We start from the raw sequence: 24,780 nt of genomic DNA, 5'->3' as shown, positions 1-24,780 counted from the left end.
ATTGGGGTCAGTTTTCCTCTGGAGAGGAAGCGGCGGCATCTGCTGCGTCAAACCAGCTTCCGACAGTTCGGTTGGTCTCGTCAATACCTTGTTTTTTCAGGCTGGAAAACAGCTGTACGCTGATGTTTTGCCTGTCGGAATAAGGTTTGAGCAGTTTTTTGACTTGGGACAGGGTTTTTATCTGTTCGTTTTTGGATAATTTGTCGGCTTTTGACAGAAGGATGTGAACCGGTCTGCCGGTCGTGTGGAAAAAGTCCAGCATACGGATGTCGAGTTCTTTTAAAGGATGGCGGGCATCCATAATCAGAATCAGACCGATAAGCTGTTTCCGATGGCGGAGGTAGTCGCCGAGCAGATTGACCCAATGTGCGCGTACCGCTTCGGGGACTTGGGCATAACCGTAGCCGGGCAAATCGACCATAAAATTGCCGTTTTGCAGCTCGAAAAAGTTGATATGCTGCGTCCGTCCCGGTGTTTTTGAAACGTAGGCAAGACGGACATGGTTGGTCAGGGTATTGATGGCACTGGATTTTCCGGCATTGCTCCTGCCGACAAAGGCAATTTCGAGCGATGTGTCCGGCAGGTCTTTGAGATGGTTTACCGTCGTGAAGAATTTGGCGTTTTGAAAAAGGTTCATGGGCATATCCTTGTTTTTCCGCCGCCGTTTGTCCGACAGCAAAATATGCGGTTGGTTTTATGTGAAACACAGTAGTAATTTAATGTAAATTTAGTATAGAATATCACGTTTGCAGAATCATCGGTTTTAATCGGGTCAAAAATCCCGTATTTGAATATAAAAAGAGCATTGTTGCGTTATCCAATGCTGTAATCAGGAGCACTCCATGAAACGATTGACTTTATTGGCCTTTGTTTTGGCTGCCGGTGCGGTTTCCGCATCTCCCAAAGCGGACGTGGAAAAAGGCAAACAGGTTGCCGCAACGGTTTGTGCGGCTTGCCATGCAGCAGACGGTAACAGCGGCATTGCGATGTATCCGCGTTTGGCGGCACAGCATACTGCTTACATCTATCATCAAACCATCGGCATCCGTGACGGCAAACGCACCCACGGTTCGGCAGCTGTGATGAAACCGATGGTAATGAATTTGAGCGATCAGGATATTTTGAACGTATCCGCGTTCTATGCCAAACAGCAGCCGAAATCGGGCGAGACGAATCCGAAAGAAAATCCCGAATTGGGTGCGAAAATCTATCGCGGCGGTTTGAGCGATAAAAAAGTGCCGGCGTGTATGTCCTGCCACGGTCCGAGCGGTGCGGGTATGCCGGGCGGCGGAAGCGAGATTCAGGCTTATCCGCGTTTGGGCGGTCAGCATCAGGCATATATTGTCGAACAGATGAATGCCTACAAGTCCGGTCAGCGCAAAAATGCCATTATGGCGGATATTGCAAACCGTATGTCTGAAGAAGATTTGAAAGCGGTTGCCAACTTTATCCAAGGTTTGCGTTAATTCCGCAATAGTCTGTTTTAGAGGCCGTCTGAAAAGTTTTCAGACGGCTTCAGACAATTCTGCGATAAGTTTTTTCAATCGCACCCGTTATGGTTGGTGCGGGTGGCCCGAACCGCCTTGAAATAACAAGTGCCGGGACAGTAGAATCCAAACCTTGCCTTTTACCTGCCCATATTCCTGATGGCGGAATAAACACAAGATGAGTAAACCCCGTAAACCCACACCGCCCCTGCCCCGTCAGTGGTTCGCTTTTTTCAGTTCGATGCGTTTTGCCGTCGCCCTGCTCAGCCTGTTGGGTATTGCGTCGGTTATCGGCACGGTTTTGCAGCAAAATCAGGTGCAAACGGATTATTTGGTCAAATTCGGTCCGTTTTGGGCGCAGATTTTTGGTTTTCTGGGACTGTATGATGTCTATGCTTCGGCATGGTTCGTTGTCATTATGCTCTTTTTGGTCATCTCGACCAGTTTGTGCCTGATTCGCAATGTGCCGCCGTTCTGGCGCGAAATGAAGTCTTTTCGGGAAAAGGTTAAAGAAAAATCTCTGGCGGCGATGCGCCATTCTTCGCTGTTGGATGTAAAAATTGCCCCCGAAGTTGCCAAACGTTATCTGGAGGTGCAGGGTTTTCAGGGAAAAACCGTCAGCCGTGAGGACGGGTCGGTTCTGATTGCCGCCAAAAAAGGCACGATGAACAAATGGGGCTATATCTTTGCCCATATTGCTTTGATTGTCATTTGCCTGGGCGGGCTGATAGACAGTAACCTGCTGTTGAAACTGGGTATGCTGACCGGTCGGATTGTTCCGGACAATCAGGCGGTTTATGCCAAGGATTTCAAGCCCGAAAGTATTTTGGGTGCGTCCAATCTCTCATTTAGGGGCAACGTCAATATTTCCGAAGGGCAAAGTGCGGATGTGGTTTTCCTGAATGCCGACAACGGGATGTTGGTTCAGGACTTACCTTTTGAAGTCAAACTGAAAAAATTTCATATCGACTTTTACAATACCGGTATGCCGCGTGATTTCGCCAGCGATATTGAAGTAACGGACAAGGCAACCGGTGAGAAACTCGAGCGGACCATACGGGTCAATCATCCGCTGACCTTGCACGGCATCACGATTTATCAGGCGAGTTTTGCCGACGGCGGTTCGGATTTGACATTCAAGGCGTGGAATTTGGGTGATGCTTCGCGCGAACCTGTCGTGTTGAAGGCAACATCCATGCGGCAGTTTCCGTTGGAAATTGGCAAACACAAATATCGTCTTGAGTTCGATCAGTTTACCTCTATGAATGTGGAGGACATGAGCGAGGGCGCGGAACGGGAAAAAAGCTTGAAATCCACGCTGAACGATGTCCGCGCCGTTACACAGGAGGGTAAGAAATACACCAATATCGGCCCTTCCATCGTGTACCGCATCCGTAATGCGGCAGGGCAGGCGGTCGAATATAAAAACTATATGCTGCCGGTTTTGCAGGACAAAGATTATTTTTGGATTACCGGCACGCGCAGCGGCTTGCAGCAGCAATACCGCTGGCTGCGTATTCCTTTGGATAAGCAGTTGAAAGCGGACACCTTTATGGCATTGCGTGAGTTTTTGAAAGATGGGGAAGGGCGCAAACGTCTGGTTGCCGACGCAACCAAAGACGCACCTGCCGAAATCCGCGAACAATTCATGCTGGCGGCGGAAAACACGCTGAACATCTTTGCACAAAAAGGCTATTTGGGATTGGACGAATTTATTACGTCCAATATCCCGAAAGAGCAGCAGGATAAGATGCAGGGCTATTTCTACGAAATGCTTTACGGCGTGATGAACGCCGCTTTGGATGAGGCCATACGCCGGTACGGCTTACCCGAATGGCGGCAGGATGAAGCGCGGAACCGTTTCCTGCTGCACAGTATGGATGCCTATACGGGGCTGACGGAATATCCCGCCCCTATGCTGCTGCAACTTGACGGGTTTTCGGAAGTGCGTTCCTCAGGTTTGCAGATGACCCGTTCGCCGGGTGCGCTTTTGGTCTATCTCGGCTCGGTATTGTTGGTTTTGGGTACGGTATTTATGTTTTATGTGCGCGAAAAACGGGCGTGGGTATTGTTTTCAGACGGCAAAATCCGTTTTGCCATGTCTTCGGCCCGCAGTGAACGGGATTTGCAGAAGGAATTTCCAAAACATGTCGAGAGTCTGCAACGGCTCGGCAAGGACTTGAATCATGACTGAACACTATAAAACCCTTCCTGAACACGAACTGCTGGTCCGAAAGTCTTTTATCCGTAATTTGAATATCTGGGATTGGGTGTTTGCCGCGCTGGTTTTTGCGGGTACGGTTTTCGTACAGACCCGTTCCGGTATGCATATGGACATTTACGAAACGGTCATGTTGTGGGCGAGTGCCGGTATTGCCGTGTTTTTGGGTTGGTTTTTCAAACCGATGCGCTGGTTTGTGCCACTGTGCATATTGTTTGCTTATGCTGCCGTCGGTTTGTACGGAGGCGACATCAAATCGGCAGAGATTTTCCTGTTGCGGTATTTCCTCAGTAGCCAATCGGTGATTATGTGGCAGTGCGCATTCGTCTTTTTCGCTTTGTTTGCCTATATTTCGGGCGCGGTTTTGGCAAGAGTAAAAAATGTGCCGACCAACACGCTGTTGGGTATGGGAACCGTGTTTGCATGGGTGTCTGCCGTAGCAGGCTTTACCGGTCTGCTGGTACGTTGGCACGAAAGCTATCTGCTCCGTCCCGATGCAGGGCATATCCCCGTGTCCAACCTTTATGAAGTCTTCATCCTGTTTCTGGTCATTACCGCGCTGATGTATCTGTATTACGAGGGTAAATTTGCCGTGCAGAAATTGGGCGGCTTCGTGTTCGGCTTTATGGCGGTCGTGGTTGGATTTGTGTTGTGGTACAGCGTGTCGCGTGAGGCGCATACCATCCAGCCTCTGATTCCCGCCCTGCAGTCGTGGTGGATGAAGATACATGTTCCGGCAAACTTTATCGGTTACGGCGCATTTTGCATTTCCGCGATGCTGGGCATTGCCGAGCTGTTTTCCCTGCGTACGGAAGAGAAGGGCGGGAAATCGTGGCTGCCGCCGTCGGCATTGATTGACGAGGTGATGTATAAGGCGATTGCCGTCGGCTTTCTGTTCTTTACCATTGCCACTATTTTGGGCGCGTTGTGGGCGGCGGACGCTTGGGGACGCTATTGGAGTTGGGATCCGAAAGAGACGTGGGCGTTCATCGTCTGGCTCAATTACGCCGTTTGGCTGCACTTGCGGCTGGTGGCAGGTTGGCGCGGCAAAGTGCTGGCGTGGTGGGCGATTATCGGTTTGTTCGTAACCGCATTTGCCTTTATCGGCGTGAATATGTTTTTGAGCGGGCTGCATTCTTACGGAACGCTTTGAATCAGGCAGAACATGCCGTCTGAAGGGTTTCAGACGGCATGTTCCGTTTTTGGGATACGGCAGTCGTGCCGAAATCCGCTAAAATACGTTTTTCAGTTTTTAACGGCATCAGACCATGTTGGTATTAGGAATCGAATCTTCTTGCGACGAAACCGGCGTTGCACTTTACGATACGGAACGAGGATTGCTGGCGCACTGCCTGCACACTCAAATGGCAATGCACGCGGAATACGGCGGGGTCGTGCCGGAATTGGCAAGCCGCGACCATATCCGCCGCCTTGTTCCGTTGACTGAAGGCTGTTTGGCGCAGGCGGGCGCATCGTATGGCGACATTGACGCAGTTGCCTTTACCCAAGGCCCCGGTTTGGGCGGCGCACTGCTGGCGGGTTCGAGCTATGCCAACGCGCTGGCTTTGGCATTGGACAAGCCTGTCATTCCCGTCCATCATTTGGAAGGACATCTGCTGTCGCCGCTGTTGGCGGAGGAAAAACCCGACTTTCCTTTTGTCGCGCTGTTGGTTTCGGGCGGGCATACGCAGATTATGGCGGTCAGGGGCATAGGCGACTACGAGCTTTTGGGCGAGAGCGTCGATGATGCGGCGGGCGAGGCATTCGATAAAACGGCAAAATTGCTCGGATTGCCGTATCCGGGCGGCGCAAAGCTTTCCGAACTTGCCAAATCGGGCAGTCCCGATGCCTTTATTTTCCCACGCCCGATGATTCATTCCGACGATTTGCAGATGAGTTTTTCGGGTTTGAAAACCGCTGTTTTGACTGCTGTTGAAAAAGTGCGTGAGGCAAACGGTTCGGAAACCATACCCGAGCAAACCCGCAACGATATTTGCCGTGCGTTTCAAGATGCGGTGGTAGATGTGTTGGAGGCAAAAGTGAAAAAAGCCCTGTTGCAGACAGGGTTCAGAACCGTAGTGGTCGCCGGCGGAGTCGGTGCAAACCGCAAACTCCGCGAAACTTTCGGCAACATGACGGTGCAAATCCCGACCCCCAAAGGCAAGCCGAAACATCCGTCCGAAAAAGTCAGCGTGTTTTTCCCGCCGATGGCATACTGCACGGACAACGGTGCCATGATTGCCTTTGCAGGTGCGATGCACCTGGGCAAGGGCAGGGAGGTCGGTGCATTTAATGTACGCCCGCGTTGGCCGCTGTCGGAAATCGTCAAATGACAAAATGCCGTCTGAAATCGTTCAGACGGCATTTTTATTTTCGTTACGGTGCTTTATAGCGGTTGTACATGAACAGATACTGCGTCGGAAAACGGCGTATCCAATATTCGGTATTGCGGTTGAACACGGCGGCATCATGGGCTTTGTCGCCGTTCAATTCCCCTTGGACGGGGCGGATGTGCAACACGAAGCCTTGTCCGTCGGGTAGGCGTTCGCAGCAGAAAAACAGGGTTTTCACGCCTTTGACGTGTGCCAATTTTGCCGCCAGCGTCATCGTATAGGCAGGTTTGCCGAAAAAATCTACCCACACGCCGTCGCCGCCTTCCTGAGGCGAAGGGACGTGGTCGGGCAGGATGATGGTTGCCTCGCCCGCACGCAGGGCCTTGATGATTTGTTTGACCCCTTGCATGTCGGTGGGCGCGGTTTTACCTTTGCCGCGCACCCTGCCTGCCTGCATCACTTTGTCTATCGCTTTGATTTTCGGCGGTTTGTACATGGCGGTCAGCGGGAACGGAAGCTGCTGGCTGATGTAGCGTCCGCCCAAATCGTAGCTGCCGATGTGCGGCGTGATGAACAGCAGCCCTTCGTGTTTGTCCAAAGCCTGTTGCACGTGTTCCCAGCCGTGTACCGCTTTGAACATTGTTTCGATGTCTTCCGGTTTTTTGAAAAACGCGGGGGCGAGTTCCAAACCGCCTTTTGCCGTTTCCGCAAAAACAGCTTTGACCGTCTGCGTGGCGTGGTTCAAACCCGCCTGACGCATATTGGCAATAATGCGTGCCCGGTCTTCTTTACGCAGGTAAAACGCCAGATGCCCGAGGAAAACGCCCAGTTTGTGCAGTGAGGGCAGGGGTAGCAGGGAAAGGGATTTGAGCAGGGCGGTCAATAAGGTGTACATAGCAGGGGGTGAAAGGGGGAAACAGCCCGAATTGTAAACGAAAGATGCCGTCTGAAAAAGGGAACGGCTTGCGGTGGAAAGGCTTTTCTGCTAACATCGCCCGCTTGCATCACGAGTTGGGAATTCCATGCCAACCTGCTTTTCAAACGGAAAAGTAAGGTGGACGGTTGAAAAAACCGATGTGGCCACAAAGGCAATCCAAACCCGCTTGATGCGGGAATTTTTTTGCTTGTAAGAAACGTACGGGCAGAGATTCCAAAGTATAGTGGATTAAATTTAAACCAGTACGGCGTTGCCTCGCCTTGCCGTACTATTTGTACTGTCTGCGGCTTCGTCGCCTTGTCCTGATTTTTGTTAATCCACTATACCATTCAAATGGGAATATTTCTCAACTGGATGGCACAAATAGGGAAATTTTGCTATATTTCCCGCTGTTTGACATTATGTTCATACAATATGCCGTCTGAAGAAGATGGTTTGTTTTTCAAGGAAAATCTCAATGAGCGAATATCTGTTTACTTCCGAATCGGTATCCGAAGGCCATCCGGATAAAGTGGCCGACCAAGTGTCCGATGCGATTTTGGATGCGATTCTGGCGCAAGACCCCAAAGCGCGTGTCGCGGCGGAAACTTTGGTCAACACAGGCTTGTGCGTATTGGCGGGCGAAATCACCACCACCGCCCAAGTGGACTACATCAAAGTCGCACGCGAAACCATCAAACGCATCGGCTACAACTCCTCCGAGCTGGGCTTTGATGCCAACGGCTGCGCGGTCGGCGTGTACTACGACCAACAATCCCCTGACATCGCCCAAGGCGTGAACGAAGGCGAAGGCATCGACTTGAACCAAGGCGCGGGCGACCAAGGCTTGATGTTCGGCTACGCCTGCGACGAAACCCCGACCCTGATGCCGTTTGCCATCTATTACAGCCACCGTCTGATGCAGCGTCAAAGCGAATTGCGCAAAGACGGCCGCCTGCCTTGGCTGCGCCCTGACGCAAAAGCGCAGCTGACCGTGGTTTACGACAGCGAAACCGGCAAGGTAAAACGCATCGACACCGTCGTCCTCTCTACGCAACACGATCCTGCCATCAGCCATGAAGAACTGAGCAAAGCCGTGATCGAGCAGATTATCAAGCCCGTTTTGCCGCCCGAAATGCTGACCGCCGAAACCAAATACCTGATCAACCCGACCGGCCGCTTCGTCATCGGCGGCCCGCAAGGCGACTGCGGTCTGACCGGCCGTAAAATCATCGTCGATACCTACGGAGGCGCGGCTCCGCACGGCGGCGGCGCGTTCTCCGGCAAAGACCCGTCCAAAGTCGACCGTTCCGCCGCCTACGCCTGCCGTTATGTTGCGAAAAACATCGTCGCTGCGGGTTTGGCAACCCAATGTCAGATTCAGGTTTCCTACGCCATCGGCGTTGCCGAACCGACTTCGATTTCCATCGATACCTTCGGCACAGGCAAAATCAGCGAAGAAAAACTGATTGCCTTAGTTCGCGAACATTTCGACCTGCGCCCCAAAGGCATCGTCCAAATGCTCGACCTTTTGCGCCCGATTTATGGCAAATCCGCCGCCTACGGCCATTTCGGCCGCGAAGAACCCGAGTTCACTTGGGAGCGCACCGACAAAGCTGCCGCATTGAAAGCAGCCGCGGGTTTGTAATTTGGTCTGAATAAAGAAATGCCGTCTGAAACCGAACTGCCTCCGGGGGCGGTTTGTGTTTCAGACGGCATTTTTGCAGCCTTTTGCAGCCTTAATGTTGCGTTACAATCGGAATTCTCGGTTCGTAGAGCAGGTCGTAGGTCGGCTTGTTGAGCAGGTCTTGCAGCGTGAAGCCGTCCAGATACGTGAAAAACGACTTCATTGCGCCGCCGAGTATGCCCGTCAGGCGGCAGGACGGTGTAATCAGGCATTCGTTGTTCTCGCCCATGCACTCGACCAGCTGCATCGGTTCGAGGTGGCGGACAACCGATCCGATGTTGATGCGGTCTGGCGGCGCGGCAAGCCTCAGCCCGCCGCCTTTCCCGCGTACGCTGTGCAAGAACCCGCCTTTGACCAGCGCGGTAACGACCTTCATCAGATGGCTTTTGGAAATGCCGTAGGTCGAGGCGATGGTAGCGATGTTGACCAGCGCGTCGTCGTTGACGGCGGTGTAGATGAGGACGCGCAGCCCGTAGTCGGTATGTTGGGTCAGATACATGATTTTCTCGGTATGGATCGTTATTCTTATCGGTACGGTTTAAGTTTCACGGAAAATACCTTAATGGTTGAAACCCTGTCCGTCGGGGCGGTAGAATGCAGCCTGTCTGCGGCGGTATGCCGTCTGAAACATCCGCGCTACCGTTTGATAATTTGTTATTGTAACTCAAAATCATGAAACCGTTGAAACGACATCCCGCCCTTGTCGGTCTTTCGCGCGACCATCACCATTCGCTTTCCCTGTGCGTGCGGCTGCTGCGTACGCCGGAAGAGGGGCATCGGGACGAACTCGAACCGCATTTTGCCGAATTGGAAACCCATTTTCGCGAAGAAGAAGCCAAGTTTGCCCCGATTTGGCAAAGCATCGCGCCTGAGTTGAAAACCCGTTTTGAAGGCGATCACGCCAAACTGCGGCAGATGATGGCGCAACCCGAATACGGGAGCAAAATATGGAACACGGATTTTGCCGTTACGCTCCGCGATCACGCGCGCTTTGAAGAACGCGAGCTGTTTCCCGCCGCCGAACCGTTTTTGCCGTCCGAGCCCGCCGGTTCGGAGGGCTGAATATATTAACGACAAATAAGGAACACGAATGAGCGCATTTACCAAGCACCCCGTCTGGGCAATGGCGTTCCGCCCGTTTTATTCGCTGGCAGCACTGTACGGCGCATTGTCCGTATTGCTGTGGGGCTTCGGCTACACGGGAACGCATGAGCTGTCCGGTTTCTATTGGCACGCGCATGAGATGATTTGGGGTTATGCCGGTCTCGTCGTCATCGCCTTCCTGCTGACCGCCGTCGCCACTTGGACGGGACAGCCGCCCACGCGGGGCGGCGTTTTGGTCGGGTTGACCGCCTTTTGGCTGGCGGCGCGGATTGCCGTTTTCATCCCCGTGTGGGGTGCGGCGGCAAGCGGCATACTCGGTACGCTGTTTTTCTGGTATGGCGCGGTGTGCATGGCTTTGCCTGTCATCCGTTCACAGAATCAACGCAACTATGTCGCCGTATTCGCGCTGTTCGTCTTGGGCGGCACGCACGCGGCGTTCCACGTCCAGCTGCACAACGGCAACCTAGGCGGACTCTTGAGCGGATTGCAGTCGGGCCTGATTATGGTGTCGGGCTTTATCGGCCTGATCGGGATGAGGATTATCTCGTTTTTCACGTCCAAACGGTTGAATGTGCCGCAGATTCCCAGTCCGAAATGGGTGGCGCAGGCTTCTCTGTGGCTGCCCATGCTGACCGCCATGCTGATGGCGCACGGCGTGATGCCTTGGCTGTCGGCGGCTTTCGCGTTTGCGGCGGGCGTGATTTTTACCGTGCAGGTGTACCGCTGGTGGTATAAACCCGTGTTGAAAGAACCGATGCTGTGGATTCTGTTTGCCGGCTATCTGTTTACCGGGTTGGGGCTGATTGCGGTCGGCGCGTCTTATTTCAAACCTGCCTTCCTCAATTTGGGCGTGCACCTGATCGGGGTCGGCGGTATCGGCGTGCTGACTTTGGGCATGATGGCGCGTACCGCGCTCGGTCATACGGGCAATCCGATTTATCCGCCGCCAAAATCCGTTCCGTTCGCATTTTGGCTGATGATGGCGGCAACTGCCGTCCGCATGGTTGCCGTATTTTCTTCCGGTACTGCCTACACGCACAGCATCCGCACGTCGTCGGTTTTGTTCGCCCTCGCGCTGCTGGTGTATGCGTGGAAATACATCCCGTGGCTGATCCGTCCGCGTGCCGACGGCAGGCCGGGTTGAGACAAACCGCCGCAGATTTCGGGTCTGCGGCGGTTTGCTTTTCAGACGGTATGGCGGTCAGTTGCCGTCCAGCCAGCGGTCGCGTGTGGTTTTGGCTTCTTCAAAATAGCGGTACAGGGCTTCGCGGTCGTCGGCGGTCAGGATGTCTGCCAAAACGTCCAACTGTTTGCCCAAGCCTTGAATCAGTTGCAGCAGGCTGTCTTTGTTGGCAAGGCAGATGTCCGCCCACACAGCAGGGTGGCCGGAAGCGATGCGGGTAAAGTCCTGAAAGCCCGTGGCGGCGAATTTCAGATATTCCTGCCCGTCGGGGTGGTCGAAAAGCTGGTGGACATAGGCGAAGGCGGTCAGGTGGGGCATATGGGAGACGGCGGCGAAAACCGCGTCGTGGCGTTGCGCGTCCATCGTGAAAATGTCCGCACCGACCGCGCGCCACAGGTTTTCTACCAATGCGATGCCGTCTGAATCTTCGCCGCCGTGTGGTGTGATGATGAGTTTTCTGTTTTGGAACAGACCGTACTGCGCCGAATCTGCCCCGCTTTTGTCGGAACCGGCAATCGGGTGGGCGGCGATGCAGTGGTGCAGGCGGTCGGGCAGACAGCGTCGGAAAGCCTCGATAACGGAGATTTTGGTGCTGCCGACATCGGAAATCCAAGCGTGGGCGGGTAAAACGGGTGCAAGCGCGGTTAAGATGCCGGAGACGGAGGCAACGGGCGTGGCGATAACAATCAAATCCGCATCGGCGATGCTGTTTTTATCGATGGCAACGGACGCACGGTCAATCACGCCGCGTTCTAGCGCACGTTGCAGGTTGTCGCGGTCGGTGTCGATGCCGGTAACGGTGCGGACGAGTCCCTGCCTTTTGAGGTCGAGAACGAACGAACCGCCGATCAGCCCTACACCGATGAGGGCAATATGGTTCAAAATGGGCATTTGTGTAAAGATTTTCGTCAACTGCCGTTATGGTAGCGTATCGGCGGAATATGCCGCAAGGTCGGTAGGAAAAAGGAGAAGAAATGGACAAAATCAGAGTTGCCGCCGTGCAGATGGTTTCAGGATTGTCGCCGCAAAAAAATATCGAAACGATGGGGCGTTTAGTCAAACAAGCGGCGCAGTGCGGTGCGGATTGGGTGCTGTTGCCCGAATATTGGGTGCTGATGGGCGCAAACGATACCGGCAAACTCGCGTTTGCCGAGCCTTTGGGCGGCGGACGCTTTCAGACGGCATTGAGTGAAACGGCGAAAGCGTGCGGCGTGGTGCTGTTTGGCGGAACCGTGCCGCTGCAAAGCCGCGAGGCGGGCAAAGTGATGAATACGCTGTTGGTGTACGGACGGGACGGCGTAAGGACGGGTCTGTACCACAAAATGCACCTCTTCGGTTTTTCCGGTTTGGGCGAACGCTATGCCGAATCCGATACCATCAGCGCAGGGCGGGAAGTGCCGCACTTGTCGGCAGAGGGCGTGCCGGTGGCGGCAGGTATTTGTTACGATGTCCGCTTTCCCGAATTTTTCCGCCGCCAGCTGCCGTTTGACGTATTGATGCTTCCGGCGGCATTTACCCACACGACGGGCAAGGCGCATTGGGAGTTGCTGCTGCGCGCGCGTGCGGTGGAGAACCAATGTTATGTTGTCGCGGCGGCGCAGGGCGGATTGCACGAAAACGGCAGGCGCACATTCGGACACAGTATGATTGTCGATCCGTGGGGCGACGTGTTGGACGTATTGCCCGAAGGCGAAGGCATCGTTACGGCAGACATCGATGCCAACCGCCTGAACAGCGTCCGCAGCCGCCTGCCCGCTCTGAAACACCGGGTTTTGGATGCCGTCTGAAGCGTTCAGACGGCATTGCCGGCGATGAAATATCTGTTTTATCAGGCGGGGCAACAGCCTTTTTACTTTTTGTATAACCATCCGACTTTATCACTCATATGTTTTACCAAATCCTTGCCCTGATTATCTGGAGCAGCTCGTTTATTGCCGCCAAATATGCCTATGGCGGCATCGATCCCGCACTGATGGTCGGCGCGCGCCTGCTGATTGCCGCGCTTTTGGTGCTGCCCGCCTGCCGCCGGCATATCGGCAAGATTCCGCGCGAGGAATGGAAGCCCCTGCTGATTGCGGCGTTTGTCAACTATGTGCTGACCCTGATGCTGCAGTTTGTCGGACTAAAATATACGTCTGCCGCCAGCGCATCGACCATCGTCGGACTCGAGCCGCTGCTGATGGTGTTTGTCGGACACTTCTTTTTCAACGACAAAGCGCGTGCCTACCACTGGATATGCGGTGTGGCAGCGTTTGTCGGCATTGCGCTGCTGATGGCGGGCGGTGCGGAAGAGGGTGGCGAAGTCGGCTGGTTCGGCTGTTTTCTGGTGCTGCTTGCAGGAATCGGTTTCTGCACGGCAGTCCGCCCGACGCAAAGGCTGATTGCCCGCATCGGCGCACCGGCATTCACATCTGTTTCCATTGCCGCCGCATCGCTGATGTGCCTACCGTTTTCGCTTGCCCTGGCGCAGAGTTATACCGTGCATTGGAGCTGGCAGGGCGTGGTGTCGCTGCTGTATTTGGGCGTGGGGTGCAGCTGGTACGCCTATTGGTTGTGGAACAAGGGGATGAGCCGTGTTCCGGCAAACGTGTCGGGACTGTTGATTTCGCTCGAACCCGTCGTCGGCGTGCTGTTGGCGGTTTTGATTTTGGGCGAACATTTGTCGCCCGTGTCCGCCTTGGGCGTGTTTGTCGTCATCGCCACCACTTTGGTTGCCGGCCGGCTGTCGCATCAAAAATAAAGTTGGGAGGCGGTGTTTGATGGTTGCCGGATAGGCGGAAATCTTTGCGCCGTCATTCCCGCGCAGGCGGGAATCCGGTTTTTTGAGTTTCGGTTATTTCCGACAAATTGCCGCAGCGTCAGATGCCCGGATTCCCGCTTGCGCGGGAATGACGAGGTTTTGGGTTTCTGTTTTTTGGGAATGATGGGATTTTAGGTTTCTGTTTTCGCGGGAATGACGATTTAGAAGTTGCCTGAAATTCAAAAAAACGAAGCTTAAAAAACGGATCCCCATTTTTTGCGGGAATGACGGGATTTTAGGCATTTGTTTTTGATTTTTGCGGAAACGGAAAACCGCCGCAATGGCGGCGGTCGGCTTGCCGGCGGATGCCGGTTTCGGGGGTTAGAATTTCACACGGACACCGGCGGTATATTCGTTGGCAAATACCCTTGTATCGTCAAGTTTGCCCAAATAATTGAAGCGGTAGCCCAAATCCAAAGTAACGTTGGGAGCGACTTCAAAGCCGACACCGCCCAATGCGCCGATGCTTGCTTTTGTTTTACTGTATTTTCCGTCTTCATCTTTTACGGTCAATCGGTTCAGTCCCAAACGCGCGCCGACATAAGGTTTGACGATGGAATTGGTGTTGAAGTCTTTGATGACGGCAACGCCTGCGCCTTGGAGTGTGGCGGTAGCGTCGTCAATTTTGTCGCGGACGCGGTAGTAGTCTGCGGCAATACGCATATCGCCGGCATCGAAGCCGACGGAAACGCGCGGGAGGAAATTGTTGAATGTTTCGCCATCGGCGTGGATGGAGGCAAGACCCGCATCGCCCTGTACATAAACGCCCGGTTGGTTGTCGGCGGCAAATGCGGCAGCGGGAAGGGCAAGCACGGTTAATGCAGTAAGGAGTTTTTTCATTTCTTGATTCCTAAAAATGTTCAAAATTTTTTGAATATCGGAATCCGTTAGGGAATCCGTTAGGGAATCCGTTAGGGAATCCGTTAGGGAATCCGTTAGGGAATCCGTTAGGGAATCCGTTAGGGAATCCGTTAGGGAATCCGTTAGGGAATCCCATTCCATTATACAATATTTTTCAAATCTTTGTCCGCCTCCGGCTTTTTTATAGTAGATTAACAAAAATTAGGACAAGGCGACGAAGCCGCAGACAGTACAGATAGTACGGAACCGATTCACTTGGTGCTTCAGCACCTTAGAGAATCGTTCTCTTTGAGCTAAGGCGAGGCAACGCAGTACTGGTTTTTGTTAATCCACTATATCGTTCCTGCCTGTCCGGTTTTGCCCGTGGCTTTTGTTGCCGCCTGTTTGTGCCGGTGTGTTAAAATTTTCCGTTTCCGCGTATTGTGTTTTCCGCCGCCGGGCGGTTTGTTTGCGAATCGGACGAGAATTTATGCCTTCTGCCCATTATCCTGAGATGAACGAAAAACTGATGGCGGTTTTGATGGCGATGCTGGTCGCGCTGATGCCGTTTTCCATCGATGCCTACCTGCCCGCGATTCCCGAAATGGCGCAGTCGCTGAACGCGGATGTCCACCGCATCGAACAGAGCCTGAGTTTGTTTATGTTCGGCACGGCGTTCGGACAGGTGGTCGGCGGTTCGGTGTCCGACATCAAAGGGCGCAAACCCGTCGCCCTGACCGGTTTGATTGTATATTGCCTTGCCGTTGCCGCCATCGTATTTGTTTCGAGTGCCGAACAGCTCCTTAACCTGCGTGCGGTACAGGCGTTCGGCGCAGGCATGACTGTGGTCATTGTCGGCGCAATGGTGCGCGATTATTATTCAGGGCGGAAAGCCGCCCAGATGTTCGCCCTCATCGGCATTATCCTGATGATTGTGCCGCTTGTCGCGCCCATGGTTGGCGCGGTATTGCAGGGCTTGGGCGGCTGGCAGGCGATTTTCGTTTTCTTGGCGGCTTATTCGCTGGTGTTGCTCGGTTTGGTGCAATATTTCCTGCCCAAGCCTGCCGTCGGCGGCAAAATCGGCAGGGATGTGTTCGGGCTGGTGGCTGGGCGGTTCAAACGTGTTTTGAAAACACGCGCCGCCATGGGTTATCTGTTTTTCCAAGCATTCAGTTTTGGCTCGATGTTTGCTTTTTTGACCGAATCGTCCTTCGTGTACCAGCAGCTTTACCGCGTTACGCCGCATCAATACGCTTGGGCGTTTGCACTCAACATCATCACAATGATGTTTTTCAACCGTATTACCGCGTGGCGGCTCAAAACCGGCGCGCATCCGCAAAGCATCCTGCTGTGGGGGATTGTTGTCCAATTTGCCGCCAACCTGTCCCAACTCGCCGCCGTGCTGTTTTTCGGGCTGCCCCCGTTTTGGCTGCTGGTTGCGTGCGTGATGTTTTCCGTCGGTACGCAGGGTCTGGTCGGTGCGAACACGCAGGCATGCTTTATGTCTTATTTCAAAGAAGAGGGCGGCAGCGCAAACGCCGTGTTGGGTGTATTCCAATCTTTAATCGGCGCGGGGGTGGGTATGGCGGCGACCTTCTTGCACGATGGTTCGGCAACCGTGATGGCGGCAACCATGACTGCGTCCACCTCTTGCGGCATTGCGCTCCTGTGGCTCTGCTCGCATCGTGCGTGGAAAGAAAACGGGCAAAGCGAATACCTTTAACGGAAAATGCCGTCTGAAACCGTTTCAGACGGCATTTGATGTTAGAATGCACGATAAATTACCATTCAGACAAAATCATGTCCCATCACATCGACGAACTCCTCCTTCCCCACCGCAACGCCATCGACACCATCGATGCGGAAATCCTGCGCCTGCTCAACGAACGCGCGCAACACGCACACGCCATCGGCGAACTGAAAGGCACGGGCGCGGTGTACCGCCCCGAACGCGAAGTCGCCGTGTTGCGCCGTATTCAGGATTTGAACAAAGGCCCGCTGCCCGACGAATCCGTCGCCCGCCTGTTCAGGGAAGTGATGAGCGAGTGCCTCGCCGTAGAACGCCCGCTGACCATCGCCTATCTGGGACCGCAGGGTACGTTTACCCAACAGGCGGCGATTAAGCATTTCGGTCATGCCGCACACACTATGGCGTGTCCGACCATAGACGACTGCTTCAAACAGGTTGAAACGCGTCAGGCGGATTATCTGGTCGCCCCCGTGGAAAATTCGACCGAAGGCTCGGTCGGCCGCACGTTAGACCTGCTTGCCGTTACCGCATTGCAGGCTTGCGGCGAAGTTGTCTTGCGCATACACCACAACCTTCTGCGTAAAAACAGCAGCAGTACCGAAGGCATCACCAAAGTATTTTCGCACGCACAGGCGTTGGCGCAGTGCAACGACTGGCTGGGAAGACACCTTCCCAACGCCGAGAGGGTGGCGGTCTCCAGCAATGCCGAAGCTGCGCGGCTGGTTGCCGAATCGGACGACGGTACGGTTGCCGCCATTGCCGGGCGTACTGCGGCGGAAATTTACGGACTCAGCCCCGTTGCCGAGTGCATTGAGGATGAGACGAACAACACCACGCGCTTCCTGGTTATGGGTCATCATGAAACCGGTGTCGGCGGCAGCGACAAAACCTCGCTGGTCGTTTCCGCACCCAACCGGGCGGGCGCGGTTGCCTCGCTGCTGCAACCCCTGACCGAATCAGGCATTTCCATGACCAAGTTTGAGAGCCGTCCCGGAAAGGCGGCGTTGTGGGAATACCTGTTCTTTATCGATATCGAGGGACACCGCACGGATGGCAAGGTTCAGACGGCATTAAAACAGTTGGGCAGGCGCGCTTCGTTCGTCAAAATCATCGGTTCGTATCCGACTGCCGTTTTGTAGTCGCGGCAGCGTTCAGACGGCATTTCCCCAACGATTATGTCCGAATACCGAGTCAACCACGAACCCGTTTTTATGCTGGCATCTTCGCCTTGGCGCGAAAGCAGCCTGTGGGTTGAAGCATTCAGCCGCCGTTACGGGCGTGTGGCTTTGCTGGCGCGGAGCGCGCGCAAACGGCAGAGCGAGCTGCGCGGCGTATTGGTTCCGTTCGTCCCTGTCAGCGTGTCGTGGTACGGCAGTCAGGAACTCAAAACCCTTCACCGCGCCGAATGGGTCGGCGGTTGGCGGCAGCCGCAGGGCAGGTCGTTGTTTGGCGGGTTGTATGTGAACGAGCTGGTGTTGAAACTGACCGCGCGCGAAGATCCGATGCCTGAGTTATACGATGCATTGGCTGAAGTGATGAAGGCAGTCTGCTGCGAAGCAGACCATGTTGGCGATTTGCGCCGCTTCGAGTGGAAGCTGCTGACGGCCTTAGGCGTCGCCCCCGATTTGCATACGGACGGAGAGGGCAGGGAAATCCAGTCCTCCGCCAGATACTGTATCAGACCGGAAGAAGCAGTCATGCCCGTAGGCAGGGAATGTGTTTTGCCGTCTGAAACCGTCATTATTGCCGACGGGCAGAGCCTGATTGATTTGCAGACGGGCAGTTTCGGCAGTGCGCAAAGCCTTCAGGATGCCCTGAAAATCACACGGCTGCTGACAGGCAGCCTGCTTCCTGAAGGGGTGAAGTCGAGGCAGGTGTTGGAACAGATACGGCAGTTTGACCGTCGTGCAACATAGGTGCCGACGCAGCGTACCGGTATGTTGCAAAATAAAAAATCGAAGAGGAAAGGAAACATCATGCTTTTAGGTGTCAACATCGATCACATCGCCACCGTCCGCAATGCCCGCGGCACGACCTATCCCAGCCCTGTGGAAGCGGCATTGGTCGCGGAAACGCACGGTGCGGATTTGATTACCATGCACCTGCGCGAAGACCGCCGCCACATCAAAGACGCGGACGTGTTCGCCGTCAAAAACGCCATCCGCACGCGCCTGAACCTTGAAATGGCACTGACTGAAGAAATGTTGGGAAACGCACTCAAAGTCATGCCGCAAGACGTGTGCATCGTGCCTGAGAAACGTCAGGAAATCACGACTGAAGGCGGCTTGGACGTATTGGCGCAACAAGAAAAAATTGCCGAGTTCACCAAAATCCTGACCGACGCGGGCATCCGAGTCTCGCTCTTTATCGATGCCGACAACGAGCAAATCCAAGCCGCCCATGATGTCGGCGCACCCGTTATCGAGCTGCACACCGGCGCATACGCCGATGCACGCAGCCACGCCGAACAAATCAAACAATTCGAGCGTCTGCAAAACGGCGCGCATTTTGCCAGCGATTTGGGCTTGGTCGTCAACGCCGGACACGGACTGACCATACACAACGTTACCCCCATCGCCCAAATTCTCGCCATCCGCGAGCTGAACATCGGACATTCGCTGATTTCGCAGGCACTTTTCCTCGGATTGCCCGAGGCCGTGCGCCAGATGAAAGAAACCATGTTCCGTGCAAGAATGCTGCCGTAAGGGCAGGCAAACCGTTTCAGACGGCATTTCACGACAAAGGAGCGCAAATATGATTTACGGCATTGGTACAGACATCGTTTCCCTCAAGCGCATCATCCGCTTAAACAAAAAATTCGGACAGGCGTTTGCCGGGCGCATCCTCACTCCCGAAGAGCTGCTTGAATTTCCTCAGGCGGGCAAACCCGTCAACTATCTTGCCAAACGCTTTGCCGCCAAAGAAGCCTTTGCCAAAGCCGTCGGCACGGGCATACGCGGCGCAGTTTCCTTCCGCAACATCGGCATCGGGCACGACGCATTGGGCAAACCCGAATTTTTCTATGCCCCCGTCCTGTCAGAATGGCTGGAAGAACAAGGTATCAGCCGCGTCAGCCTGAGTATGGCGGACGAAGGCGATACCGTGTTGGCGTTTGCCGTTGCCGAAAAATAATGCCGTCTGAAATGCGGCAAACCCGTTGACGGCATTGCCCGTCCTTCATTTGCACTCCGACCGACCAACCGCATACCCGCCATGACCCAAGACACCCGACCCCTTATCCGCGTCGTTGCCGGCATCCTGCTCAACCGGGACGGCGACTACCTGCTCAGTTCCCGCCCCGAAGGCAAGCCCTATGCCGGATATTGGGAATTTGCCGGCGGCAAGGTCGAAGCGGGCGAAACCGACTTCCAAGCCCTGCAACGCGAGTTTGAAGAAGAACTCAGCATCCGCATCCTCGCCGCCACGCCTTGGCTGACCAAAATCCATTCCTACGAGCATGCGCATGTCTGCCTGAAATTCCTATGGGTAAACCCCGACCAATGGATGGGCGAACCGCAATCGCGCGAAGGACAGAAATGGTCTTGGCAGAAGGCGGGCGATTTTACCGTTGCCCCCATGCTGCCCGCCAACGGCGCGCTTTTGCGTTCGTTGTCCGTCCCGCGCCGTTTGTACGGCAGCCTGAAAACGGGTTTGTACGGAGAAAACAGTATGGGCGCGTACCGCGTCCTGCCTTTGGGTTCGGCAGAGGGAAGCGGTGCGAACGTTTTGATGGAGGCGGCGCAATGGCAGGACAGACCCGAACACGCCGACAGCGTGTGGATGATGGTGCAGACCCGCGAACAATGGCGGCAGGCGCAGGAAAAGGGCGCGGATGTGGCCGTGTGGCGGGTCGGTAATGCCGCACAAGCCGCAGCGGTGGACGAAGTGTTGAAGCACGGCGTATCCGTGCCGCTGGTCGTTGCCGCCGACGTTCAGACGGCATCGCATTACGGCGGGCAATGGCTGGCGGCGGGCGCACACGCTGTGTTGGCCGATGAAAAAATGGGGAACGGAAATGGCTAAAAACCGCAAACTGCTGTTTGCCGCACTGCTGCTGATTGCCTTTGCCGCCTTCAAGCTCGTGTTGTTGCAATGGTGGCAGGCGCAGCAGCCGCAAGTTGCGGAGGTGCAATGCGATTTGACCGAAGGTTGCACGCTGCCGGACGGAAGCCGTGTCCGCGCCGCCGCCGTTTCAACCAAAAAACCGTTTGATATTTATATCGAACACGCGCCTGCCGGCACGGAACAGGTCAGCATCAGCTTCAGTATGAAAAATATGGATATGGGTTTCAACCGCTATATGTTTGAGCGGCAATCGTCGGGGAATTGGCAGGCAGTACGCATCCGCCTGCCCGTCTGTGTCGAAGGCAGGCGCGATTTTACGGCGGACATTACAATCGGCAGCCGGACATTTCAGACGGCATTTACCGCCGAATAAACCTTTCAATCCGCCATTGCCGGAACATCCGTCCGGAAAGGACACGCTATGAATACTTTATATACACTTTTCGCCACCTGCCCGCGCGGCTTGGAAACCGTTTTATCGCAAGAACTCGGAAGCCTCGGCTGTACCGATGTCCAAGCGTTTGACGGCGGCGTTTCCTGCCGGGGCGGATTGGAACAGGTTTACGCCGCCAACCTGCACTCGCGCACCGCCGGCCGCATCCTGCTGCGCCTGATCAAAGGCACATACCGCAATGAGCGCGACATCTACAAACTTGCCAAAAACATCAACTGGTTCAACTGGTTTACCTTGCAGCAGACGTTCAAAGTCAAAGTCGAGGCAAAGCGCGCCAACGTCAAAAGCCTCCAATTTGTCGGTTTGACCGTCAAAGATGCCGTCTGCGACGCTTTCCGCGACATTTACGACGCACGTCCGAGCGTGGACAAAGCCGCGCCCGATGTCCGCATCCACGCCTTTTTGAACGAACGCAATGTCGAAATCTTCATCGACACTTCGGGCGAAGCCCTGTTCAAACGCGGCTACCGCCTGGATACCGGCGAAGCCCCGCTGCGCGAAAACCTTGCAGCCGGACTGCTGCTCTCGGCAGGTTACGACGGCACGCAGCCGTTTCAAGACCCGTTTTGCGGCAGCGGCACGATTGCTATCGAAGCCGCTTGGATTGCCACCGGCCGCGCGCCGGGTATGATGCGCCGTTTCGGTTTTGAGAAACTGCAAAATTTCGATAAAACGCTGTGGGCGGATTTGCGCCGCCGCGCCGAAGCGCAAACTCGCCCCGTCCGCGCCCCGATTGCAGGCAGCGACAACGACCGCCGCATCGTTCAGACGGCATTGGACAACGCACACAATGCCGGAGCGGACGACATTGTTTCCTTCAGCGTTGCCGACGCGCAATCCGTCCGTCCGAACGGCGAAAACGGCATCATGGTGTCCAATCCGCCCTACGGCGTGCGCCTTGAGGAAGTCTGCGCTTTGCAGGCACTGTATCCGCAGTTGGGGACGTGGTTGAAAAAACACTATGCCGGCTGGCGGGTCGGCATGTTTACCGGCGACAGGGAAATGCCCAAATTCATGCGCCTGTCGCCAAAACGCAAAATCCCGCTTTATAACGGCAACATCGACTGCCGCCTGTTTCTGATTGATATGGTGCAGGGATCGAACCGTTGAGGAAAGTGTACAAAAATGCCGTCTGAAAAATGTTCAGACGGCATTTTTTAATATCCGGCCGATATTAACCGAAGGTAAGGGAGGGGCGTGTCCACTTTGCCGCCGCATTTGCCGCGTGCGGAAGATACGGATAACAATCCCTTGGAATTAAAGGGAGAAATTACGGAAAATATCCATATCAGGCTGGGGGGCGTACTTATTTACGGTATTTTCGTATGCCGAAATAAAATATTTCTTGAATAAACCGTAATTGCCGGTTTCGTAATAGGCTACGACAGCCTCGGCATAGGCGGGATAACTGTCGGGGGCGAATACGCAAGGAAAAAAACCGGAGCGCATCAGCGACAAGGTCATACAGTTTCTGGCAGTACGTTTATTGCAGTCCTTAAAATATTGGAGATACGCCAAATTATTATGGAGATAAACGGCACGGTCGAAAGGATTTTCTATTTTTGGGGCTTCTTGAAGCAACCATTTTAATTCCGTATCCAAACTTTGCGGGTTAGATAAAGGCGTGTAGTCTGTCCCGCTTATAGTAACGCTGTCGCGGCGGACTACGCCGCCGGAGCCTTTTTCCAGTAAGTTTTCGGAAATTAGGCTGTGGGTGGTTTTTAAGAAATCCAACCAGTCAAACGGCTCGGGGCTGTCTAAACCGGACAGCAGGTGCCGGTAACTTTCCCTCAGGTTGATTAACATTACGGCATCCGAATATAACTTCCCGCCTGCGGTTTGCCCGAGTTTAAGCAATGCCTGCGTATCGTATTGATTATAAGTGTTTCCTTCCAATTTGGCAGAACTGTACACAAAATCGATACCGATTTCTTCAATATTACGCACGGAGTCCGTTAAAACAGATAAAGGAAGCCGATCGGACAATCCGGTCAGGTATTCTTGTTCGCCGGCTGTAAAAATGGGGCGGATATTTAAAAAATCCTGTTGGTATCTCAATTTATCCATACCTTTCATCATAAAAACGCGGTTTGGGGCGGAAGTAGGTTTATGCCTGCCTTTATCCGGCAACTATATTTTGAAACACCGCCTTTTCAATCAACCCCGCTTCAATACGGAAGTGTTGATGTAGCGTTGGACACCTGAGGCAATGGATTGGGCGCACTGCCTGCGGAAGGATTCGCTACCCAGCAGCTTCTCTTCGGCAGGGTTGGACAGGAAGGCGGTTTCGACCAGGATAGACGGCATATCGGGTGCGCGCAAAACGGCGAAATTGGCTTCGTCCACCCTGCCTTTGTGCAAGTGGTTGAGCCTGCCCAATTCTTCAAGCACCAGGTTGCCGAGTTTGCGGCTGTCGCGCAGTGTGGCGGTTTGCGTCATGTCGAGCAGGGCGGTATCGACATTGCGGTTGCCGCTGGTCGGTACGCCGCCGACCGCGTCGGCATTATTTTGGGTTTGTTCCAAGAATTTGGCGGCAGAGCTGGTTGCGCCTTTGGTGTTCAACATATAAACCCCTGTGCCGCGCGCGGAGGGGCTGGTGAAGGCGTCGGCGTGGATGGAGACAAATACGTCCGCCCGCCGTGCGCGCCCTTTGGCAACACGCACGCCCAAGGGGATGAACACGTCTTCGTTGCGCGTCATAAAGACGTTATAACCCAAGGCTTCTAATTGTTTTTTGGTTTCACGGGCGATGGAGAGGACGACGTGTTTTTCCTGCAAACCGCCCGAGCTGACGGCGCCGGGGTCTTCGCCGCCGTGTCCGGGGTCGATCATAATGACGGGTCTGCGCCCGTTTTTGCCACGTTCGGTTTGTGCGGGAGTGTTTTGAGCGAGGTCGGCTTCAGGGGAGCCGCGATGAGTTTTGTTCAGGCTGCCGTTAAGCAGTGCCATCATCGGATCGTCGGGATCCATTCCGTGCGGATAGAGGTCGATAACGAGGCGGTTTTTAAAACCGCTGACAGGGGGGAGGGAAAAGACTTGTGCGCGTGAGGATTGTTTCAGGTCGATGACGAGGCGGACGGTGGTCGGCGTGTTCTGACCCGCGCGTATGCTGCGGATAAAGGGGTCGTCCGCCATAACCTTCTGAGACAGTCCGTGCAATACGGTATTGATGTTTGCGTTTTGTATATCGACGACCAGCCTGCCCGGGTTGTCGAGCGCGAAGTGCTGGTATTTGAGCGCGGCGGTGCTTTCCAGCGTCAGGCGGGTGTAGGTGTGGGACGGCCATATCCGTGCGGCGGTGAATTGTGGTGCGCGTACGGTTTTGGCAACGGCGGATGCGATAGGGGTCAGGGCGAACAGTGTGCCGACGGTGCGGCGGATGATTTGTCTTCGTGTCAGTTTGGTCATAGCGGCAGGCTTTCACGTCCTCGTTCGGTATGGGCGGTCAGCAGGCATTTTCTGCCGCCGCCGTCGTGTGTCAATGTTGCGGTGATGTCGGCAGGCGGCGTAAATTCCCCGCCCTGTTGCGGCCATTCGATCAGGCAGACGCTGTTTGCGGCAAACAGTTCGTCCAGCCCCGCGTCTTCCCATTCTTCGGGGAACGAGAAGCGGTAGAGGTCGAAATGGTGCAAGGTGAAGCGTTCCAGCGGATAAGATTCGACGATGGCGTAGGTCGGGCTTTTGACTGCGCCCTGATGACCCAATCCGCGCAGGATGCCGCGTGTCAGCGTGGTTTTGCCCGCACCCAAATCCCCTTCGAGATAAATGACCAGCGGTGCGTTTAAACGGGAAGACCACGCCGCGCCAAAATCGAGTGTGGCGGCTTCGTCGGCAAGGAATCGGGAAACGGGGGAAAAATCAGACATAGGGGCTTTACAACTTTTATGTGGCGGATCGGAGGGGCAGGTGGTCGGCAAACCGTGCGCCCGGCGGCATTGCC

Annotated in this window: 25 protein-coding genes, 1 pseudogene and 1 riboswitch; of the genes and pseudogenes, 17 read left to right on the top strand and 9 right to left on the bottom strand. The window is 54.6% G+C overall.

All coding sequences use genetic code 11. The features are described from left to right. Window positions 1-7: 7 nt before the first annotated feature. Window positions 8-637 carry a ribosome biogenesis GTP-binding protein YihA/YsxC gene (gene yihA / locus Q9J32_RS04825; RefSeq protein WP_107819769.1) on the bottom strand — a complete coding sequence of 210 codons (630 nt, stop codon included), beginning with the start codon at window positions 635-637 and terminating at the stop codon, window positions 8-10. A 205-nt stretch (window positions 638-842) separates the two neighbouring features. Between yihA and Q9J32_RS04820 the strand changes: the two genes are divergently transcribed. From Q9J32_RS04820 to tsaD, 4 genes are all read left to right on the top strand, one after another. Continuing rightward, window positions 843-1,466, top strand: a complete 624-nt coding sequence (locus Q9J32_RS04820) for a c-type cytochrome (RefSeq protein WP_301884135.1) — start codon at window positions 843-845, stop codon at window positions 1,464-1,466. A 262-nt stretch (window positions 1,467-1,728) separates the two neighbouring features. Then, entirely contained in the window at window positions 1,729-3,681 is a 1,953-nt protein-coding gene (locus Q9J32_RS04815) for a cytochrome c biogenesis protein ResB (RefSeq protein ID WP_301884172.1), read from the top strand. Continuing rightward, window positions 3,674-4,861, top strand: a complete 1,188-nt coding sequence (ccsB, locus tag Q9J32_RS04810; protein WP_301884134.1) for a c-type cytochrome biogenesis protein CcsB — start codon at window positions 3,674-3,676, stop codon at window positions 4,859-4,861. The genes Q9J32_RS04815 and ccsB overlap by 8 nt, the downstream gene beginning before the upstream one ends. Before the next feature lie 115 nt (window positions 4,862-4,976). Continuing rightward, window positions 4,977-6,041: a tRNA (adenosine(37)-N6)-threonylcarbamoyltransferase complex transferase subunit TsaD gene (gene tsaD / locus Q9J32_RS04805; RefSeq protein WP_301884132.1), complete on the top strand. Its 1,065-nt coding sequence runs from the start codon at window positions 4,977-4,979 to the stop codon at window positions 6,039-6,041. A 43-nt stretch (window positions 6,042-6,084) separates the two neighbouring features. On the opposite strand, the gene Q9J32_RS04800 is transcribed toward tsaD, so the two are convergent. Together Q9J32_RS04800 and Q9J32_RS10200 are read right to left on the bottom strand one after the other, a co-directional pair. Then, window positions 6,085-6,936, bottom strand: a complete 852-nt coding sequence (locus Q9J32_RS04800; RefSeq protein ID WP_301884129.1) for a lysophospholipid acyltransferase family protein — start codon at window positions 6,934-6,936, stop codon at window positions 6,085-6,087. Window positions 6,937-7,037: 101 nt separating this feature from the next. Further along, window positions 7,038-7,147: riboswitch (SAM-I-IV-variant riboswitch) on the top strand. Between the two features lie 25 nt (window positions 7,148-7,172). Further along, window positions 7,173-7,295, bottom strand: a pseudogene (locus Q9J32_RS10200) (IS5/IS1182 family transposase); the annotation flags it as partial. A gap of 140 nt (window positions 7,296-7,435) precedes the next feature. Here Q9J32_RS10200 and metK point away from each other — a divergent pair. Then, window positions 7,436-8,605: a methionine adenosyltransferase gene (gene metK, locus Q9J32_RS04795; RefSeq protein WP_107819775.1), complete on the top strand. Its 1,170-nt coding sequence runs from the start codon at window positions 7,436-7,438 to the stop codon at window positions 8,603-8,605. Window positions 8,606-8,696: 91 nt separating this feature from the next. Here metK and Q9J32_RS04790 read toward each other — a convergent pair whose 3' ends face one another. Further along, entirely contained in the window at window positions 8,697-9,143 is a 447-nt protein-coding gene (locus Q9J32_RS04790) for an Rrf2 family transcriptional regulator (protein WP_301817544.1), read from the bottom strand. Window positions 9,144-9,316: 173 nt separating this feature from the next. Between Q9J32_RS04790 and Q9J32_RS04785 the strand changes: the two genes are divergently transcribed. After that, entirely contained in the window at window positions 9,317-9,706 is a 390-nt protein-coding gene (locus Q9J32_RS04785) for a hemerythrin domain-containing protein (RefSeq protein WP_118792047.1), read from the top strand. A gap of 28 nt (window positions 9,707-9,734) precedes the next feature. Next, the gene (locus tag Q9J32_RS04780; RefSeq protein ID WP_301884100.1) at window positions 9,735-10,892 is read left to right on the top strand and encodes an NnrS family protein; all 1,158 of its coding nucleotides are present in this window, start codon (window positions 9,735-9,737) and stop codon (window positions 10,890-10,892) included. A gap of 57 nt (window positions 10,893-10,949) precedes the next feature. On the opposite strand, the gene Q9J32_RS04775 is transcribed toward Q9J32_RS04780, so the two are convergent. Further along, window positions 10,950-11,822 (bottom strand): prephenate dehydrogenase, encoded by an 873-nt coding sequence (locus Q9J32_RS04775; protein ID WP_301884098.1) that lies wholly within the window; start codon window positions 11,820-11,822, stop codon window positions 10,950-10,952. 83 nt (window positions 11,823-11,905) lie between these two features. Between Q9J32_RS04775 and Q9J32_RS04770 the strand changes: the two genes are divergently transcribed. Further along, complete coding sequence (locus Q9J32_RS04770) at window positions 11,906-12,718, top strand: carbon-nitrogen hydrolase family protein (RefSeq protein WP_025457977.1); 813 nt, start codon at window positions 11,906-11,908, stop codon at window positions 12,716-12,718. Between the two features lie 98 nt (window positions 12,719-12,816). Then, complete coding sequence (locus tag Q9J32_RS04765) at window positions 12,817-13,671, top strand: DMT family transporter (RefSeq protein ID WP_025457976.1); 855 nt, start codon at window positions 12,817-12,819, stop codon at window positions 13,669-13,671. Window positions 13,672-14,052: 381 nt separating this feature from the next. Here the strand turns inward: Q9J32_RS04765 and Q9J32_RS04760 are convergent, their stop codons facing one another. Then, the gene (locus Q9J32_RS04760; RefSeq protein ID WP_036470459.1) at window positions 14,053-14,571 is read right to left on the bottom strand and encodes an opacity family porin; all 519 of its coding nucleotides are present in this window, start codon (window positions 14,569-14,571) and stop codon (window positions 14,053-14,055) included. 490 nt (window positions 14,572-15,061) lie between these two features. Here Q9J32_RS04760 and Q9J32_RS04755 point away from each other — a divergent pair, with 490 nt between their 5' ends. The 8 genes from Q9J32_RS04755 (at window position 15,062) to Q9J32_RS04720 (ending at window position 21,950) form a co-directional block, all read left to right on the top strand. Then, window positions 15,062-16,294 (top strand): multidrug effflux MFS transporter, encoded by a 1,233-nt coding sequence (locus Q9J32_RS04755; protein WP_301884090.1) that lies wholly within the window; start codon window positions 15,062-15,064, stop codon window positions 16,292-16,294. Window positions 16,295-16,332: 38 nt separating this feature from the next. Then, a complete protein-coding gene (pheA, locus tag Q9J32_RS04750; protein ID WP_301884087.1) occupies window positions 16,333-17,460 on the top strand; it encodes a prephenate dehydratase in 1,128 nt (375 codons plus the stop codon). Between the two features lie 36 nt (window positions 17,461-17,496). After that, on the top strand, window positions 17,497-18,237 hold the full coding sequence (gene recO / locus Q9J32_RS04745) for a DNA repair protein RecO (RefSeq protein WP_301884084.1): 741 nt from the start codon (window positions 17,497-17,499) through the stop codon (window positions 18,235-18,237). A gap of 60 nt (window positions 18,238-18,297) precedes the next feature. Further along, window positions 18,298-19,026 (top strand): pyridoxine 5'-phosphate synthase, encoded by a 729-nt coding sequence (gene pdxJ / locus Q9J32_RS04740; RefSeq protein WP_301669280.1) that lies wholly within the window; start codon window positions 18,298-18,300, stop codon window positions 19,024-19,026. 49 nt (window positions 19,027-19,075) lie between these two features. Beyond that, on the top strand, window positions 19,076-19,453 hold the full coding sequence (gene acpS / locus Q9J32_RS04735) for a holo-ACP synthase (RefSeq protein WP_118792039.1): 378 nt from the start codon (window positions 19,076-19,078) through the stop codon (window positions 19,451-19,453). A gap of 81 nt (window positions 19,454-19,534) precedes the next feature. Next, window positions 19,535-20,344, top strand: coding sequence for an NUDIX domain-containing protein (locus tag Q9J32_RS04730; RefSeq protein WP_301884081.1), 810 nt, complete (start codon window positions 19,535-19,537; stop codon window positions 20,342-20,344). Beyond that, entirely contained in the window at window positions 20,337-20,759 is a 423-nt protein-coding gene (locus Q9J32_RS04725) for a hypothetical protein (protein ID WP_301884078.1), read from the top strand. Before Q9J32_RS04730 ends, Q9J32_RS04725 begins: the two co-directional genes overlap by 8 nt. Before the next feature lie 48 nt (window positions 20,760-20,807). Continuing rightward, a complete protein-coding gene (locus tag Q9J32_RS04720; protein WP_301884076.1) occupies window positions 20,808-21,950 on the top strand; it encodes a THUMP domain-containing class I SAM-dependent RNA methyltransferase in 1,143 nt (380 codons plus the stop codon). A 147-nt stretch (window positions 21,951-22,097) separates the two neighbouring features. Here Q9J32_RS04720 and Q9J32_RS04715 read toward each other — a convergent pair whose 3' ends face one another. The 3 genes from Q9J32_RS04715 to tsaE all read right to left on the bottom strand — a co-directional run bounded on the left by Q9J32_RS04715 (window position 22,098) and on the right by tsaE (window position 24,706). Beyond that, on the bottom strand, window positions 22,098-22,916 hold the full coding sequence (locus Q9J32_RS04715) for a Fic family protein (protein ID WP_301884170.1): 819 nt from the start codon (window positions 22,914-22,916) through the stop codon (window positions 22,098-22,100). Between the two features lie 81 nt (window positions 22,917-22,997). Further along, the gene (locus tag Q9J32_RS04710) at window positions 22,998-24,248 is read right to left on the bottom strand and encodes an N-acetylmuramoyl-L-alanine amidase (protein ID WP_301884073.1); all 1,251 of its coding nucleotides are present in this window, start codon (window positions 24,246-24,248) and stop codon (window positions 22,998-23,000) included. Then, window positions 24,245-24,706, bottom strand: coding sequence for a tRNA (adenosine(37)-N6)-threonylcarbamoyltransferase complex ATPase subunit type 1 TsaE (gene tsaE, locus Q9J32_RS04705; RefSeq protein ID WP_301884072.1), 462 nt, complete (start codon window positions 24,704-24,706; stop codon window positions 24,245-24,247). The genes Q9J32_RS04710 and tsaE overlap by 4 nt, the downstream gene beginning before the upstream one ends. Window positions 24,707-24,780 lie beyond the last annotated feature (74 nt).

The organism is Neisseria uirgultaei (assembly GCF_962719845.1).
Classification (GTDB): domain Bacteria; phylum Pseudomonadota; class Gammaproteobacteria; order Burkholderiales; family Neisseriaceae; genus Neisseria; species Neisseria bergeri.
Note: the sequence above shows the minus strand (reverse complement) of the source record. Positions and strands in the feature narration are given on the sequence as shown.

Bases quoted from the DNA above. Each gene is read 5' to 3' on its own strand.
- yihA (WP_107819769.1), bottom strand. From the start codon at position 637: ATGAACCTTTTTCAAAACGCCAAATTCTTCACGACGGTAAACCATCTC.
- Q9J32_RS04820 (WP_301884135.1), top strand. From the start codon at position 843: ATGAAACGATTGACTTTATTGGCCTTTGTTTTGGCTGCCGGTGCGGTT.
- Q9J32_RS04815 (WP_301884172.1), top strand. From the start codon at position 1,729: ATGCGTTTTGCCGTCGCCCTGCTCAGCCTGTTGGGTATTGCGTCGGTT.
- ccsB (WP_301884134.1), top strand. From the start codon at position 3,674: ATGACTGAACACTATAAAACCCTTCCTGAACACGAACTGCTGGTCCGA.
- tsaD (WP_301884132.1), top strand. From the start codon at position 4,977: ATGTTGGTATTAGGAATCGAATCTTCTTGCGACGAAACCGGCGTTGCA.
- Q9J32_RS04800 (WP_301884129.1), bottom strand. From the start codon at position 6,936: ATGTACACCTTATTGACCGCCCTGCTCAAATCCCTTTCCCTGCTACCC.
- metK (WP_107819775.1), top strand. From the start codon at position 7,436: ATGAGCGAATATCTGTTTACTTCCGAATCGGTATCCGAAGGCCATCCG.
- Q9J32_RS04790 (WP_301817544.1), bottom strand. From the start codon at position 9,143: ATGTATCTGACCCAACATACCGACTACGGGCTGCGCGTCCTCATCTAC.
- Q9J32_RS04785 (WP_118792047.1), top strand. From the start codon at position 9,317: ATGAAACCGTTGAAACGACATCCCGCCCTTGTCGGTCTTTCGCGCGAC.
- Q9J32_RS04780 (WP_301884100.1), top strand. From the start codon at position 9,735: ATGAGCGCATTTACCAAGCACCCCGTCTGGGCAATGGCGTTCCGCCCG.
- Q9J32_RS04775 (WP_301884098.1), bottom strand. From the start codon at position 11,822: ATGCCCATTTTGAACCATATTGCCCTCATCGGTGTAGGGCTGATCGGC.
- Q9J32_RS04770 (WP_025457977.1), top strand. From the start codon at position 11,906: ATGGACAAAATCAGAGTTGCCGCCGTGCAGATGGTTTCAGGATTGTCG.
- Q9J32_RS04765 (WP_025457976.1), top strand. From the start codon at position 12,817: ATGTTTTACCAAATCCTTGCCCTGATTATCTGGAGCAGCTCGTTTATT.
- Q9J32_RS04760 (WP_036470459.1), bottom strand. From the start codon at position 14,571: ATGAAAAAACTCCTTACTGCATTAACCGTGCTTGCCCTTCCCGCTGCC.
- Q9J32_RS04755 (WP_301884090.1), top strand. From the start codon at position 15,062: ATGCCTTCTGCCCATTATCCTGAGATGAACGAAAAACTGATGGCGGTT.
- pheA (WP_301884087.1), top strand. From the start codon at position 16,333: ATGTTAGAATGCACGATAAATTACCATTCAGACAAAATCATGTCCCAT.
- recO (WP_301884084.1), top strand. From the start codon at position 17,497: ATGTCCGAATACCGAGTCAACCACGAACCCGTTTTTATGCTGGCATCT.
- pdxJ (WP_301669280.1), top strand. From the start codon at position 18,298: ATGCTTTTAGGTGTCAACATCGATCACATCGCCACCGTCCGCAATGCC.
- acpS (WP_118792039.1), top strand. From the start codon at position 19,076: ATGATTTACGGCATTGGTACAGACATCGTTTCCCTCAAGCGCATCATC.
- Q9J32_RS04730 (WP_301884081.1), top strand. From the start codon at position 19,535: ATGACCCAAGACACCCGACCCCTTATCCGCGTCGTTGCCGGCATCCTG.
- Q9J32_RS04725 (WP_301884078.1), top strand. From the start codon at position 20,337: ATGGCTAAAAACCGCAAACTGCTGTTTGCCGCACTGCTGCTGATTGCC.
- Q9J32_RS04720 (WP_301884076.1), top strand. From the start codon at position 20,808: ATGAATACTTTATATACACTTTTCGCCACCTGCCCGCGCGGCTTGGAA.
- Q9J32_RS04715 (WP_301884170.1), bottom strand. From the start codon at position 22,916: ATGAAAGGTATGGATAAATTGAGATACCAACAGGATTTTTTAAATATC.
- Q9J32_RS04710 (WP_301884073.1), bottom strand. From the start codon at position 24,248: ATGACCAAACTGACACGAAGACAAATCATCCGCCGCACCGTCGGCACA.
- tsaE (WP_301884072.1), bottom strand. From the start codon at position 24,706: ATGTCTGATTTTTCCCCCGTTTCCCGATTCCTTGCCGACGAAGCCGCC.